The 15,632-nt window shown below is 51.2% G+C and carries 16 protein-coding genes; 3 read left to right on the forward strand and 13 right to left on the reverse strand.

From position 1 onward, the window contains the following. Positions 1–42 precede the first annotated feature (42 nt). Positions 43–495: a MarR family winged helix-turn-helix transcriptional regulator gene (locus tag BM231_RS03375; RefSeq protein WP_093516690.1), complete on the reverse strand. Its 453-nt coding sequence runs from the start codon at positions 493–495 to the stop codon at positions 43–45. A gap of 115 nt (positions 496–610) precedes the next feature. On the opposite strand from BM231_RS03375, the gene BM231_RS03380 reads away from it, so the two are divergent. Further along, positions 611–928, forward strand: a complete 318-nt coding sequence (locus tag BM231_RS03380; RefSeq protein WP_093516692.1) for a DnaJ family domain-containing protein — start codon at positions 611–613, stop codon at positions 926–928. Between the two features lie 111 nt (positions 929–1,039). Here the strand turns inward: BM231_RS03380 and BM231_RS03385 are convergent, their stop codons facing one another. From BM231_RS03385 to BM231_RS03440, 12 genes are all read right to left on the reverse strand, one after another. Continuing rightward, the gene (locus BM231_RS03385) at positions 1,040–1,540 is read right to left on the reverse strand and encodes an RNA pyrophosphohydrolase (protein WP_093516694.1); all 501 of its coding nucleotides are present in this window, start codon (positions 1,538–1,540) and stop codon (positions 1,040–1,042) included. Between the two features lie 123 nt (positions 1,541–1,663). Further along, complete coding sequence (locus tag BM231_RS03390) at positions 1,664–2,887, reverse strand: divergent polysaccharide deacetylase family protein (RefSeq protein ID WP_208860025.1); 1,224 nt, start codon at positions 2,885–2,887, stop codon at positions 1,664–1,666. A 175-nt stretch (positions 2,888–3,062) separates the two neighbouring features. Further along, positions 3,063–4,397: a S41 family peptidase gene (locus BM231_RS03395; RefSeq protein ID WP_093516696.1), complete on the reverse strand. Its 1,335-nt coding sequence runs from the start codon at positions 4,395–4,397 to the stop codon at positions 3,063–3,065. Next, positions 4,394–5,770, reverse strand: a complete 1,377-nt coding sequence (locus BM231_RS03400; protein WP_208860026.1) for a murein hydrolase activator EnvC family protein — start codon at positions 5,768–5,770, stop codon at positions 4,394–4,396. The genes BM231_RS03395 and BM231_RS03400 overlap by 4 nt, the downstream gene beginning before the upstream one ends. Positions 5,771–6,066: 296 nt before the next feature. Continuing rightward, entirely contained in the window at positions 6,067–7,248 is a 1,182-nt protein-coding gene (locus BM231_RS03405) for a hypothetical protein (RefSeq protein ID WP_093516698.1), read from the reverse strand. Between the two features lie 188 nt (positions 7,249–7,436). Then, positions 7,437–7,919 carry a 23S rRNA (pseudouridine(1915)-N(3))-methyltransferase RlmH gene (rlmH, locus tag BM231_RS03410; protein ID WP_093516700.1) on the reverse strand — a complete coding sequence of 161 codons (483 nt, stop codon included), beginning with the start codon at positions 7,917–7,919 and terminating at the stop codon, positions 7,437–7,439. Between the two features lie 156 nt (positions 7,920–8,075). Continuing rightward, positions 8,076–8,507, reverse strand: a complete 432-nt coding sequence (rsfS, locus tag BM231_RS03415; protein ID WP_208860027.1) for a ribosome silencing factor — start codon at positions 8,505–8,507, stop codon at positions 8,076–8,078. 126 nt (positions 8,508–8,633) lie between these two features. Continuing rightward, positions 8,634–9,299, reverse strand: a complete 666-nt coding sequence (locus BM231_RS03420) for a nicotinate-nucleotide adenylyltransferase (RefSeq protein WP_244527135.1) — start codon at positions 9,297–9,299, stop codon at positions 8,634–8,636. Next, a complete protein-coding gene (locus tag BM231_RS03425) occupies positions 9,296–10,591 on the reverse strand; it encodes a glutamate-5-semialdehyde dehydrogenase (RefSeq protein WP_093516702.1) in 1,296 nt (431 codons plus the stop codon). The genes BM231_RS03420 and BM231_RS03425 overlap by 4 nt, the downstream gene beginning before the upstream one ends. Positions 10,592–10,643: 52 nt before the next feature. Then, complete coding sequence (proB, locus tag BM231_RS03430; RefSeq protein WP_093516704.1) at positions 10,644–11,774, reverse strand: glutamate 5-kinase; 1,131 nt, start codon at positions 11,772–11,774, stop codon at positions 10,644–10,646. Further along, positions 11,774–12,820, reverse strand: coding sequence for a GTPase ObgE (gene obgE / locus BM231_RS03435; protein ID WP_093516706.1), 1,047 nt, complete (start codon positions 12,818–12,820; stop codon positions 11,774–11,776). Before obgE ends, proB begins: the two co-directional genes overlap by 1 nt. A gap of 276 nt (positions 12,821–13,096) precedes the next feature. After that, a complete protein-coding gene (locus tag BM231_RS03440) occupies positions 13,097–13,642 on the reverse strand; it encodes a GNAT family N-acetyltransferase (RefSeq protein ID WP_063286535.1) in 546 nt (181 codons plus the stop codon). A gap of 857 nt (positions 13,643–14,499) precedes the next feature. Between BM231_RS03440 and BM231_RS03450 the strand changes: the two genes are divergently transcribed. Together BM231_RS03450 and BM231_RS03455 are read left to right on the forward strand one after the other, a co-directional pair. Next, positions 14,500–14,706, forward strand: a complete 207-nt coding sequence (locus tag BM231_RS03450) for a cold-shock protein (protein WP_057461563.1) — start codon at positions 14,500–14,502, stop codon at positions 14,704–14,706. 293 nt (positions 14,707–14,999) lie between these two features. Further along, positions 15,000–15,632, forward strand: coding sequence for a TetR/AcrR family transcriptional regulator (locus BM231_RS03455; RefSeq protein WP_093516710.1), 633 nt, complete (start codon positions 15,000–15,002; stop codon positions 15,630–15,632).

The following is a 15,632-nucleotide window of genomic DNA, read 5'->3' on the forward strand; positions in this document are numbered from 1 at the left end:
CAGCACATCGCAATCAAGAGTGCATCTTTAAACCGGTAGAGCCTAAGAGCGCTTGGACAACGCGTCATTCAACACGCATTGCATGCGATAATAGGTTTCCACCTCTTCCTCGGAAAATACCTTCGCGAACTCTTCTATCCGTTTCATCTCGGCCTTGCGAACTTTTTTAATCAGCGCTTTGCCTGATGGTGTCAAACAATAGAACACGGACCGCTTGTGTCGCGGATTACTCATTTGTTCCACTTGCTCCTTGTCGAGCAATTCTTTGAGGACCTTGGCCACAAACTGGCGCTTCAGCTGTAGAAAATCAGTCAGTTGCGGTGCTGTTGCCTGCTCCAAAGCAAGCGCAGCTTCCAGCACAGCACGCTGACCGACAGTAAGATCGGTTCCTTCTAGATCCGCCTCAACCCGATTGCTGATGGTACGGAGCAACGGGCGGGTCATCTGTATGCCAGCATAGAGCATTTCAGGTTTGGTTTTTGGTTTTTTAAGCATCTGAATTACTTGATTTAATTTCCTATATTGTCAATAAAATTGACAAATACTACATCCTGTCTTATTCCTAACCTACAGATTTTCAAGTGATCTCAAAGGAAAATGAGTACAGATCATGAGTTTTAAAAATCTCGCAGAGCGTCAGATACTGAAAGCACAAGCAGAAGGGCAACTGGACAATCTTGAGGGAGAGGGCAAACCACTGCCAGCGCGTGCGCCCGGTTCTCTTGATACAGCTGCAGGCATGAGGATCATGGCTGATGCCGGGGCTGTGCCGCGTGAGATTGAATTGAAGAAAGAGATAGATGCTCAGCGGCTTGTTGTTCAAAAAGCAGAAGGTACGCCAGACTGGAAAGTCGCAATGGCAAAACTGGCGGACCTGCAACTCCGCCATGCTATTGAACAAGAAGCTCGAAGAAAGTTCTTCACGTGAGTTGCTGAGCGCACTCAAAATGAAGGCGCGAAACAGATGTCGATCTCTTACGTTCAGCTAGGAAATTCCCAGACCGGTGAGATTATTCTGTATTGCTGCCTCAAAGCAGCGTCAGGTCGTGAACTCAGAGAACTCCTCAACCACATCAAGATAGACCTGATGCTTGAACGGGATCACGAGACCAGCAAGGTTCTCGGCCTTTTCCCAGCGCCACTCGCAAAACTCCTGAGCATGCCCATCAGGTGGTGTCAGGATGTTGATTTCGCTGTCATCGCCATCAAAGCGGAATGCAAACCAGCGCTGTGTTTGGCCACGATACTTAGCCTTACGCACTTGGCGTTGAATTTCCTCAGGAAAATCGTAGGAAAACCAGTCAGGCGCTTCAGCCAGCAGCGTGATGGACTTTACAGAAGTCTCTTCATAAAGCTCACGCTTCGCGGCTTCCAGCGGGTCTTCACCCTTGTCCAGACCACCCTGTGGCATCTGCCAGGCAAACTCTTCAGGAATAGGCAGCTTGTCGCCATAGCGTTTGCCAGCCCAGACAAGCCCATCCCGATTGATAAGCATGATGCCAACGCAAGGACGGAAGGGAAGGGCACTGTAATCGGTCATGTCTGGTCCAATAAAGAGAGTTAAGAGTATATTCCAGAAACGTGGCTTCGGTTCTCAGATAGGAATACGCGCAAAGTAAAGAGCTGAAGCATCATGCGTGACGTTCCATAAATGCGACAGGTTCTAGCGCGTGGAATTGATGGCAGAGCTGATTGGAACAAGAGAAAGACCGCGCTCCTCCAGCCGCTGTGACCACATCTCCAAAGCATTCAACGTAACAGGAAAAGCAGTCGCGGTTGCGACGGCAATTCCGCGTTGACGGGCAATTGTTTCCAGTTCCAGTAACTGTGTGCCAATGGCTTCGGCGCTCAGGTTCTGGTCCAGAACCAGGTCAGCCTGCACAAATGGTACTTTCTGTGTTCCGGCAACTTCGCTCGCTCTGGAGCGTGGTGAAGAACCATCATCAACATACATCAGGCCGCGATCACGAACCTTGCTGAGGAACTCACTCATACGGGTCTCGTTGGAGGTGAAGCGGTCGCCCATGAAGTTGACAAGTCCAACATAATTGCTGGTCTGCCCGAGAACCCAGGAGAGGCGCTCCTCGTTCTGCTTCCTGTCAAGATTGGTCAGCAGGCTTTGCGGGCCAGCATCGTTGTCAGGATAATCAAACGGTTCCATCGGAGCTTGAAGAAGCACTTCGTGCCCGGAAAGACGGGCAGACTTCATCCAGCTGTTGATGTCATCGCCATAGGGAGAAAGTCCCAGTGAAATGTCTGCGGGAAGATCCTCAATGGCTTTGAGTGTCATGTCGGAGTTGAGCCCGATACCATTGATCAAAATAGCAATCCGCGCCTGAGTCAGTGCTGCAGGATTAGGTCGGCGTGCATAGGCATCCAGTGGACGAATACCCTCAGCAGAGATCTTTGGAAGGGAGCCAAACTTATTGGGCTCAAGCAGTTGATCAATCGGGTCGGTAGAAAGTGACTCGCTTGAGAAACCTCCATCAAGCCCCTCATAGTCAACACGTCGTGCCAGATCGACAATTGATGTTGGTCCGCTGGCCTGATCTTGCGCGTTTGTACCTGTCGGGCGAGTCGGGCGATAGTTGCCATCTGGCCCGAAGCCACTGGTATCATACTGGTCAGAGCCAATCTGGCCCAACTGAGAACCGTCCGGTAGATCAACAATCTCGATATCGCTGGGAGCAACACCATCAAGAGCGCTGGAAAGCTCGATGGTCGCCATTGGCTCACCACCGTTAGGGTCATCAACAATGCCGATCCAGATAAAGCCGGTGGTGAAAATAACAGTCATGATGGCGACACCAATCAGGCCGAGCGGCAATCGCCCGATGCTCCGACGCTTGTTCATTCCAAGCGGAGCTGTCAAATCGCTCCTAACCATTGGTGCCCCCACCCTGTCATAAAATTCCGCCGCGCCAAACGAAGGTTTAGCGCGGCGTCCTTAATCACTTTATAGCATATCCCCGAAATGTAGCTACCGGTTTTCGGAGAGGTATATGCCTGAAAACAAATAGATAGAAATCGAGCGCTCCGGATGAAGCGCTCGATACTCTGAATTATTTGGATTCGTTTGCTGCACTGTCTGCACTTGGCGGGAAGGCGGCATCAGTCTTCTCGCCGCGGAGCAAGGATTTTGCCAAGTTCAGCTGTACGTCTTTGTCTTTGTCCTGTGGCACGTAAGCCTGACTACCAGAACCTTCATCGCCTTCTTCAGCCTGAAGGTGACCACGCAGACCCGCTTCACCTTTGGTTTCAGCACGGCCTTTCAGCTCATCAGGCAGTTCCTGCAAGGAAATGATGTCAGGGCGGATACCCTTAGCCTGAATAGAGTTGCCAGACGGCGTGTAATAACGGGCAGTTGTCAGACGGATCGCACCATTTGCACCAAGTGGAATGATGGTCTGGACAGAACCTTTACCGAAGGAGCGTGTACCCAAAATAGTTGCGCGGCGATGATCCTGCAGAGCACCGGCTACAATCTCGGAAGCCGACGCAGAACCGCCATTCACCAGAACGATCACAGGCGCACCTTCAGTCAAGTCACCATTACGAGCGTTATAGCGCTGGGTCTCTTCAGCATTACGGCCACGGGTAGAAACAATTTCACCACGGTTCAGGAACGCATCAGAAACAGCAATCGCCTGATCCAGCAAACCACCTGGGTTGTTGCGCAGATCCAGCACAAAGCCTTTCAGGTTATCTTCACCGATTTCAGCAGTCAGCTCATCAACAGCGTTTTCCAGGCCATCAAAGGTCTGTTCGTTGAATTGCGTGATGCGGATGTAACCGATGTCGTCTTCTTTGTTCCAGCGAACAGAGCGAATGCGGATCACATCACGGGTGATGGTGATATCGGTCGGTTCGTTGATACCTTCACGACGCACTGTAATGACGATGTCTGTATTGACCAGACCGCGCATTTTCTCGACAGCCTCATTCAAGGTAAGGCCCATAACCTGTTCCCCATCAAGATGGGTAATCAGGTCGCCTGCCTGTACGCCTGCTTTGAAAGCGGGAGTGTCGTCAATCGGAGCAACAACCTTCACAAGGCCGTCTTCCATGGTCACTTCAATGCCAAGGCCACCAAACTCGCCGCGGGTTTGCACCTGCATGTCGCGGAAGCTTTTTGGAGGCAGATAGCTGGAGTGCGGATCAAGGCTGGTGAGCATGCCGTTGATAGCGGTCTCGATCAGCTTGGAGTCAGCTGGCTCCTCTACATAATCAGAGCGGACACGTTCAAACACGTCGCCAAACAGATTGAGCTGATTGTATGTATCAGGAGACGCAGCAGAAGCTGGTTCAGCAAATCTGAATGGTGCCTGAGAATATGTTACGACCGCCGTAGCCCCCATGACTACGCCAACCAACAAAAGCGATGCTTTCCGTATCATCCGCGAACCTTTTCGTTTTCGGCGCGTGACCACCATGGGTTGGGGTCGATTGCAGTGCCGTCTTTCCTGAATTCTACATATAAAACTGGCTGGTCCAAACTAAAATTAAGGTTATTAGCGCTTGCGAGGCGCGTTTCTCCCATTTTAGCAATTGGCTCTCCAGCAAGAATAAACTGCCCTAACTCCACCATGACATCGTCCAGCCCGGACATAAGGACATGGTATCCGCCGCCTGCATTAACAATTACCATCTGCCCGTAAGACCGGAAATCCCCTGCATACACCACCCAACCATCAGTGGGGGAGGTGACTTGGGCATTCGGGCGTGTTGCAATGGATTGGCCAGTGGTTACGTTGCCAAATCCATCTGCAACCCCAAAGTCTTGCAGGAGTGTTCCGGACACCGGATCAGGCAAAAGCCCAAGGGTCTCCGAAAAAGCAACAACCGGTTTCAATCGGCTCGGATCAGCAAACGGATCACCAGAGGCGATCCGGTTTTGCCGCTCAATGTCCGCAAGTCGCGCTGCTTCCGCTGCACGACGGCTGCTCTTCACTTCTCGCTCAAGGGTAGCAAGCAACTCTTTCAAAGAGGTTGCCTTTTCGGCAAGTTCCTTGGCGCGAGCCTTCTCGGCTTCCAGCGCTGCAAGGCTTTCCTGCCGTGCTGCCTTCTTCTTTTCCAAAAGCAATTCAACACGATGACGCTCTTCCGCCATCTGTATTGCACCACTTCGAACCCGGTTGCGCTCTGCTTCAATTTTTGCTCGAAGCCGAGACAGTTCAGCAAGATCACTCGCTAGCGCTTCTGCTTCAATCCGCACTTCCGGCATGATTGAGTTGAGCAGGATCGCACTGCGTACCGCACCAAGAGCATCCTGAGGACGCACGACCATAGCTGGCGGTGGGCGATGACCGATCCTTTGCAAAGCGCTTAAAACTTCAGCTAAAACATCTTTACGTTCATTCAATGACGCCCGGACAGATTGCTCATTTTTTCTGTGTCGGCCTAACCGTGCTTCAGTGGCTTCCAGCTGGTTTTCGAGTTTTTTCATGCGCTCACCCGTGCGGATTAACTCTCCGCTCAGGCTCTCACCATCGCGCTCCAACGCACGAATGGACCGTTGAATTTCTTCACGCTTCTCTTTGGAAAGGGAGATGTTTTCATTCAAGCTGCGAAGTTCTTTTTCCCGCTCCTGCTTCTGGAGCAGAGCAAGTGCAGCCGGGTCTTCGGGATCAATCTTGCCATCTTCAATTTTAAAGGAGACGTTCGTCAGTTTTTGCGCAGTACTTTGCAGCGGCAGAACAAGCGCAACCGCAAAAAACAAGGCAAAGCTTGTCACCGATCGGAGGATCAGGTTTCCCCTAAAACGCAACAACTGAACTCCCAAAGTACAGCAACCGACTGAACCGCTGACCTTAATACTAAAATATCGACGCAGACCAACCCTGCTAAAACACAGGAACGCAGCCCCAAAGTTAACGCCGAGGATAATGCTCCTAACAGCGTTAAGGAAGTGTCAACCACGTTGCAGGCTTACCGACTTCCAGCAAAAACATCAATATCTGCAATTGATTTGTAATATTCAGCTGTACCTATCAGGTGCTTTGTAGTGAAGAAGCAAAAGGAAGGACGAAATAGGGTAGCTTCTGAATTAACACCAGTCCTCAGTACTTATGAAAGTTCAGGTGTCTTGGTCTTGTCAGAAAATGCCGCATCACAAGCATTGCGAAGGTCTTCGTGCAAAGTATGTTTGCTTTCGTCAACCGGCCCAATTTCATCTCGATCTGTCTTCCAGCTCGTACTAATAGCATTGAAATGGCAGAGTGTTGCTGACCGCAAAAACGGTTTTAGGCGCGTAAAAAATGGGTGTAGCCAAGCAGCGTGTTTCGGCTCGGGCCGAACGCCGTGGGCCTTGAACTGAATACTCTGGGGAATCCGCGAAGGAACTGCCACCCATTTTCGATGTGTCGCCGTTGGTGGATTGGTTGTGTGCAAAAACATATTATGGCGACGATCATCAAGAGATTTGAGCTCATTGATACTTGCATTAGTCACTGGCTCGATCCAAACCCCGGGAATAAGGAAATAACCCAAAAAGCTATCTTTTAAACCGGAAAATATAGATACGCCTTTTTCACAAATGACAAACTCATCGACATCGCAAAACAGAAGTGCGTCAGAAGTTTGAACATATTTCCAACGAAGTATTTGAAGTATTGAGCGTTGTAGGAATTTGATGTCACGCATCTGAGGCGGTCCATACGGGAAAGGCGCGTGGACCACTTCAAATTCAATATCGAGGCCGGATTGCTCAAGCGCCTGATAAATTTCCTGTACGCGTTGAACACCCTGGCTGTTTTCAAAGAGAACGAGCGCGTTCACGCCGTGGTTCACTACGTTAAACTTGATCCAGTCGAGGATCCAGCACACAGGGGTCTCTTTGCATAGTGTAGAGAGTGTACGTTTACCTTCAAACCGCTTTGCAGCGCTCGCGCTCACGTTGATCTGGGCTCGGACACCGTTTAGCGTCATATCCACCGTATCGATAACTTGGTCAGGTGCTACTTTGATCCAGATTTCGTGAATCTGCTTTAGTTTTCGATGTTTAGTGCGAAGTTTCCTATCGCTTATCGAGAACGTCGCTTTTGCAAGTTCTTTCTCAAAACCCAATGGTTTAGGACCAACGAGAATTATGTTCTTGCCATCAAAGGACCTGAAGCAATCATAGAATAAGGTCGATGAGTCAAACTTGTCTTGGAAATCTTCTTCTCTATGCTTTTTGCTTGCTGGAAAAATACGTTTTAGGCCAAATGTTTCCAGCTGTACTGCGCTGTCGGTAAGATACGTCAACATAGAGAAATCTTTAAGTCTATAGAAAGGATTGAGCTTGGTTCGTTCTACCTGTGCTCTAGCCTGTTAGATAGATAGGTTTTCTCTGATCAATCTTGTGTCAGTCACTAAGATAAATACTGTTGCACTATTACCAGTTGTTCGCTCGATAATCGGTTTTCGCAAAGGAGTTTGTGCAACCTCCACATCACTCACGCCCGGTGATACGGATGTCCTGTCAGTATCGTGATGGCGCGGTAGATTTGCTCGCCGCAGAGGATCCGGACGAGTTGGTGAGGCCATGTCATGGAGCCGAGAGCGAGCTTCAGGTCTGCGCGTTGCAGCAGCGCCTGGCCATGGCCGTCGGCACCGCCAATGGCGAGCACCATGTCTGAAACACCCTGATCGGCCCAACCGCCAACCTTTTTGGCAAAGACTTCGCTGGAAAGTGCCTTGCCGTGCTCATCCAGTGCAATCAGGATCGCACCGGAAGGAAGCGCATTGAGCAGCAGTTGCGCCTCTTCGTCTTTTCGATCATTTGTGCGGGAGGCTCGGCTCTCTGAAAATTCCACCACGGACACAGAAGTAATGCCAACGGAACGGCCAGCTTTGCGGGCTCGGTCCAGATAGCGTTCAAGCATGTCCTTTTCCGCGCCAGCTTTCATTTTGCCGACGCAGGCAATCGTGACTTTCATGAAGTCTCCGGGATTAGATCGTCGTGACCCGCAAAAAAGATCTCATGCAGATGGAGCAGCACCTGCATCAGCGGCATTTGCCCAGACTCTCTCAATCCCCCAAAGGGGCAGAGAATTGACTGGTGTAATAGTCAGTGCTTCAAAGAAGCACTGATACTATCCGATGAACTGCGTCGGTGCAGAGCTATCCGCAGACCACATTTTTTCTACATTGTAGAAACTGCGGACTTCTGGGCGGAAAATGTGAATGATTGCATCACCGATGTCGATGAGCACCCAATCACAATGCGGCATGCCCTCAACGCGAGCGTTACCGTAGCCAGCATCTTTCAGATCACGCAGCAGGTAATCAGCAACAGCACCCACATGGCGATGAGAGCGGCCAGAAGCCACAACCATGTGATCAGCCAGAGCAGATTTGCCTGTAAGATCTAGAGATACGATATCCTCAGCCTTGGAATTTTCCAGGCTGTTGAGGATCAGTGCAAGCACGTCCCCCTCATTAGTGGGATCATGCGGTTGAAGAGGAGCGATGGTGTCCGTCCCTTCATGTTGAGTTGTCATGGTCAGCTTAAGAGCCCTCGCCATGGTTAGAGAAAGCAGTACTCTGCCGGTCGAAAAGCCTGAAATGCACAAACTCAAGCCTTCCGTCAAGAAGAATACTCAGGTCCCTATGGCAATTTCAAGACACTACTTGCCGCAAAAAGCGTAAAGTTACCCTAGGGTGTGTCCTCTATTCCTCAGGAGGGTGGAAGAGGTTTCATCCAGCGGACCACGTAAAATGGTCCAGCACGGGGCTTTGCACTCAGGCAGTTGGTCTGCACTTTTTTCTTTTAATTGAGCAAAGGCATACCTTTGACAAACTTGAGCGGAAAGAGACGAAAGGGTCGCTTTAGGCCGGTCAACAATTGCCACAGGCACCCCTTCTATAATGCTCTGCCAGTTTTGCCAATGGTGAAAATTGGAGAGATTGTCTGCACCCATAACCCAGACAAAATTCAGATGCGGTCTGCGCAGCTTTAATTGCTCCACCGTACTTGCCGTGTAAGAGGTGCCAAGCACCTTCTCATAGGCCGTCACCTTCATGCGTGGATGCCGTGCCAAAGCCTGCGCGGCGGCAACACGTTCTTCCAAGGGCGCGAGGTTTCGGTGGCACTTCAGCGGATTTCCGGGCGTGACCAGCCACCAGATCTGATGCAGGTTTAGGCGCCGCAACGCTGTCTCTGCCACCATGAGATGGCCGGGATGTGGGGGATTAAACGACCCGCCAAACAAACCAATGCGATTGCCCGGAGCAGCATAGGGAAGGCGCATCCAGTCTGGTTGCACAATCCCAAGCTTGCCGTGGCTATCGCCCATTTTGGGGTCGGGGTTCGTCATGGACGCGTTTGGCCATTCCCGCGGACAACGTATTTAAAGCTGGTCAGCTGTTCCACGCCAACGGGCCCACGTGCGTGCATGCGGCCAGTCGCGATGCCGATTTCAGCACCCATGCCAAATTCACCACCATCCGCAAACTGTGTGGATGCATTGTGAAGAACGATAGCCGAATCCACTTCTGCAAGGAACTTGCGGGCCGCAATCTGGTCTTCTGTGATGATGCAGTCCGTGTGATTAGAACCGTATGTCCCTATGTGCTCAATCGCATCTTCCAGACCGCCAACAATCTTCACAGAGATGATCGCGTCCAGATATTCCGTAGACCAGTCGTCATCATTCGCCTCAGAAGCGGTCGGACACAGCATCATGACCTCTTCATCGCCGCGAATCTGACAGCCCTTTTGTTGAAGAGCAGCAAGAATTGGCGGCAAAATAGTTGCTGCAACAGCTTCATCAACCAGCAGCGTTTCAGCAGCACCACAAATGCCCGTCCGGCGCATCTTGGAATTGACGGTGATTTCAATCGCCTTATCCAGATCAGCCTTTTTGTCGATGAAGATGTGAACCAGCCCCTCAAGGTGCGCAAAAACAGGCACACGCGCCTCATCCTGAACGCGTGCAACAAGGCTCTTGCCACCACGCGGAATGATCACATCAAGATTGCCGTCCAGGCCTTTCAGCATTTCACCAACAGCAGCACGGTCTTTCACCGGTACAATCTGGATTGCATCAACTGGCAGTCCAGCATCTGCAAGGCCAGTTTGCAAAGCTTTATAGATAGCAAGGTTGGAGTTGATGGTGTCAGAACCGCCGCGCAGCACAACAGCATTACCAGCCTTCAGGCACAGTGCTCCTGCATCCGCAGTCACGTTCGGGCGGCTCTCATAGATAACGCCGATCACACCAAGAGGCGTGCGAACACGAGAGATGTCCAGACCGTTCGGGCGTTTCCAGTCTGCAATTGTGGAGCCGACAGGGTCATCCAGCTTGGCAATGTCTTCCAATGCGCAGGCAATGGCCTCAATGCGCTCTTCGTTCAATGTGCCGCGATCAATAAAGGATGTCAGCTGGCCATTGGCCTGCATGCTCTCCAGATCAATCGCATTCGCTTTGAGGATCTCAGGGGTTGCAGAGCGAACGGCAGCTGCCATCGCTTCCAGACCTTTGTTCTTCTGGCTTGTGGGGGCAATCGCAAGAGTACGTGCAGCAGCGCGTGCCTTCTTGCCAAGAGTTGCCATCAAGTCGCGAACATCGGTGTTGTCCGCATTTGCCACTTCAGAAGTATTCAGCATCTGCAAAACCCTTAAGTCATCACTGGTTGAACTTGGTCAACCTAAACAGTTTCTATGAATTGTCCAAATCAGATGTAGAGAGCACAAGGTCGTCCGTATGGACCATCTCTGCGCGTCCCGGATAGCCAACAATGGCTTCAATTTCTTTGCTGTTGCGCCCGATGATGAGAGAAGCCTCACCGTAATCATAGGCCACAAGCCCGCGACCCACATCGTGCCCGTCCGCATCTATAATACGCACCGCATCACCACGTGTGAATGTGCCATCCACTTTGGTCACCCCTGCTGGCAGCAAGCTTTTACCTGCCTTCACAGCTTTCAACGCGCCTGCATCCAGCTGAATGGTGCCATGCGGCTTCAGGTGACCGCTGATCCACGTTTTGCGGGCCCGGGAAGGTGAAGATGGAGCAGGGAACCATGTCGCCCGCGCGCCATTTTCAATTGCGTTGAGCGGGTTCATGGTCTTGCCACTGGCAATGATCATGGACGTGCCTGCACTCTGCGCAATCTTGGCCGCATCAATCTTGGTCTTCATACCGCCAGAGGAGAAGGCGGTTCCCGGTGCTCCGGCCATAGCCTCAATCTCCTGCGTCACCTGAGGAACCACAGGCAGGAAGATGGCATCAGGATCTGTCTGCGGAGCGGCAGTGTAAAGCCCGTCCACATCAGACAGCAGCACAAGAAGATCCGCGCTCGCCATGGTCGCCACACGGGCGCCCAGACGGTCGTTATCGCCATATCGGATCTCGGAGGTTGCAACGCTGTCATTCTCGTTGATGATCGGCACAGCGCCCATCTTCAGCAAAGTGCCAATCGTCTCGCGCGCATTGAGGTAACGGCGGCGCTCTTCCGTATCGCCGAGCGTCAGCAGAATCTGACCTGCCGTTAAACCACGCGCACCGAGAATTTCAGAGTAAGCCTGAGCAAGTGCAATCTGGCCCACAGAAGCGGCGGCTTGCGCCTGCTCCAGTTTGAGCGGACCAGCTGGCAGACCAAGCACACCACGTCCAAGAGCAATGGAACCGGAAGACACCACCAGCACTTCTTTCCCAGCTTCGGAAAGAGCCTGAAGGTCATCTGCCAGCGATTCCAACCACTCACGCTTCAATCGGCCCTTTTCTACCAGAAGGGCAGAGCCGATTTTTACGGTGATGCGCTTATAGTCGCTCAGACTTCGAGCCATTACGGGCGCCACTCCTCAATTCCATCAGAAGGAATGGAATTAGCTTCGTCTTGCTTATCCTTGTCAATTGCACGAATGATCATGCGCTGAGCAGTGTCGATGTTTTCACCACTGGCAGACGAAATGATCAAAGGCTTCTGACCGCAGGCTTCTTCAAGAGACTTAAAGCGCTCTTCGCGCAACTCGTCTGTCAGTGCATCTGCTTTGGAAAGACAAACAATCTCAGCCTTCTCATCCAAACCATGGCCATAAGCTTCCAGCTCACCGCGAATGGTGCGGTAAGAATCTGCCGGGTCTTCTTCGCCAGAGCCATCCACCAGATGCAGCAGAACGCGCGTCCGCTCCACGTGGCCAAGGAAACGGTCGCCAAGACCATGACCTTCGTGCGCACCACGAATAAGGCCCGGAATGTCAGCCAGTACAAAGCCGCGATTGTCGAGTTCACACACACCCAGGTTCGGGTGCAGCGTGGTGAACGGATAGTCTGCGATCTTCGGGCGTGCTGCAGAAACAGCGGAGAGGAAGGTGGATTTACCAGCGTTTGGCAGACCAACAAGGCCAGCATCCGCAATCAGTTTCAGACGCAGCCAGATCCACTTTTCTTCGCCTTCAAGGCCAGGATTTGCATGGCGTGGTGCCTGGTTGGTTGAGGATTTGAAGTGTGCGTTACCAAACCCGCCATTACCACCTTTCATAAGCAACAAGCGCTGACCAATCTCAGTCATGTCTGCCTGAACGGTCTCATTGTCTTCTTCAAGAATTTGAGTGCCTACAGGAACGCGAAGCACAACATCGTCGCCCTTGGCGCCGGTTCTGTTGCGGCCCATGCCATGCATGCCGATTTTAGCTTTGTAGTGCTGCGCGTAGCGATAATCGATCAGTGTGTTGAGGCCATCAACGCACTCAACCCATACATCACCACCACGGCCACCATCGCCGCCGTCGGGTCCACCTTCGGCAACATATTTCTCACGGCGGAAGCTGACGCTGCCCGCGCCACCATCACCAGACTTTACAAAGATCTTTGCCTGATCGAGGAATTTCATTTTATTCTCTTTCGTCCACCTGTGACGTTCTTTGGAGGACGTCATAAAGCCCTATTGCGCTCCCGCCAAGGGCGGAACGGCAAATCTGGCTAATTTTATTGCTTAAGCGTGTTCCCGAAAAGTGTCTAGCGCTTTCCGGAAAAGAATAAGCAATCTGGTTTATGGTTTGCTGCCTTGAACAGCCAAAAGGCTCACGAACATCAATTCGCAAGCCTTTCAATAATCAGATGCGCAAGAACAGATCTCTAAAGACAATTTGCTTTGGAGACTGAAACGTCAGGCGGCAATCGCCTGCATTGACGTCCATCTGTCCCGGGTCAGCGTAACTGTGGTGTAATCCATTTCGAGGTCACCACGTGCGCGGTTCTTCTCTTTGGTCTCGCCAGTCACCTCAAACCCGTTCTTCTGAAGCACATTCAGAGACTTTGGATTGATGGTGAACAGGCCAGTGTTCATCGCAGCCGCATTCAGCCGGTTGAATACATAATCGCAAACCAGATTGGTTGCTTCACTGGCATAACCTTTACCCCATTGGGATTTAGCTAGCCAGTAACCGAGGTGAGGTGTTGTCGAGACATTGCGGATGCCGATAACGCCGACAAGGCCTTCGCCATTGTCGATCACCCAGTTGATCTCTTCGCAGTGAGGTGTCGTGCGGCAATGGTCGAACCACCAGTCACCATCATCCTTTGTATAAGGATGCGGAACGACAGTCAGCATCTTGCTCACATCGAAATCGTTCAAAGACGCGTTATGAATATCAAAATCACCTTCGCGAAAATCGCGTAGGATCAAGCGCTCGGATTGTAACTCCGGGAACATGACAATCTCTTCTTATTCTTCTTGGAGCGCTTGGCTTATTGTCGCTGGCGCTCTTTCTCTTAAGTACACGAAGATAGCGTCAAACCCGTCGAACCATATGCTCGCAACGCGCCGGTGCTATCCAACCCTTGCTTTTGGTTCCTGAGATCTCAAGTGAAACTCTGCCACGAGTGCTGGGTGCAATCACAAAGGGACGAGGGAGCTAAAGGCTGTTGCCGCAACCTTGCTCAAAGACCCTATCCTGCCATCTGCTGAAAGTCGCGGAACGCATAAACAGTCGCGCCAGCCAGATCAGAAGAGCAGGACCCATCTTTCATTGCCCGATAAACACACACATATCGGAGAATCAAAGGTGATCGACGCCTGCACCTTTATTCACAGGGGGAACAAAGTAAGCAGGCAACAGCATCTTGGAGGTTTCAAAATCCGAGAGGAACTTAAAAGCTTGGGGGCGGTCACTATCTCGGACCACTCCCCATTGCAAGCGCTTAGAGCATATCCGTGGAATTTTTTTCACATAGTGAGGAATATTCGCACGAATATCGACAAATCCTGCAATGCAACCGCTAGGTGGCCTAACATCGGGTTTTCCCTCAATTTTTATGGGTTTTGTGAAAACATCAGGGAATAAGTTAGGATTTGACTCAGTAAAAACACAGAGAATTTAAAAAAATTGGTTCTACAGGCATCAAATGGAAAGCTGGATCTTTACTTATCAGTCAATATGTGGAATGCCGTCTCTACGTTAAGACTGTCGACCCTGTCTCCTTTTTAGGCGTCAGTGCACTCGATTTCGCCCTGACGCAACAAATCGCCATCTGCATGTCGCAGCGGCACACTAACTAGGAGATATCACGATGGCTAAAGGCACCGTGAAATGGTTCAACAGCACTAAAGGTTTCGGTTTTATTGCACCTGAAGATGGAAGCAAAGACGTATTTGTTCACATCTCTGCAGTAGAGCGCTCCGGTCTGTCTACTCTGGCTGATGGCCAGGACGTAACTTACGAACTGGAAGCTGGTCGTGATGGCCGTCAGAGCGCTGTAAACCTCGAAACCGTATAATTCGAGCTGTTTCAGTGAAAAAGAGCGCAGCAATGCGCTCTTTTTTTTTGTCTGGAGTTTGGCCCAGACACAGATAAACCAACAATGAGAGAGCCAACGGGCCACCATTCAGCCAAAACGCCCCCCTTACAAAATACCCTCTCCCAAAACCAGCACTCACATCATGCTTTGCTGTGATGTCAGCTGACCGTTTTCACATTCCATTCCCTTGCAATCTTGTTTCTCCTCACCAAACTTACTAGAGCTTAGTGTAAGATACGGTATCGTACCCACGTGAGAGACGGAAAACCTGTATGGAATCAGAGAAAAAGGTATCGCGCGGCGAAAAGCGGAAACAAGAGCTTTTGGAAATCGCAGCTGACGCCATCATTGAGCTTGGCTATGCCAACACCTCAATGGATGAGATCGTCAGACGCGCCCGTGCCTCCAAAACCACAGTCTACAGGCACTTCAAAAATAAAGAAGCAATGCTGGCGGAGATTGTCAGCAACCTGTCTGAGGGGCCAGTCCTCTCCATCAAGCCTCTCGACTCAAATGCAGATGGCGGGTCCCGTCAGGAACTCGAAGAGATTCTCTTTATCTTCGGCAAGGCTGTTCTAACCCTCATCTATGATGACAGAACTCTGGGCCTTTGGCGCATGTTGATAGGCGAGGGCAGTCGCGCTCCGCATATTACCAAATCATTTTTCCAGCTTGGTCCCAAACGGGCAACTTCCAGCATTGCACAGCAGCTTCAGCTTGCGAGCGACCTTGGCATCGTTGCCATTGAACATCCTGAAAACGCAGCGGCCATATTCATGGGTATGTTGCGAGAGGACACTCATCTCGCTCTTCTGTTGGGCGTTCAAACCGCGCCGAATGAACAGGAAGTCTCAGAGCATGTCCGCCAGTGTGTGCGTGATTTCATGAAGGCATATGGGGTCTGA

It is taken from the genome of Pseudovibrio ascidiaceicola (assembly GCF_900114245.1).
GTDB lineage: Bacteria > Pseudomonadota > Alphaproteobacteria > Rhizobiales > Stappiaceae > Pseudovibrio > Pseudovibrio ascidiaceicola.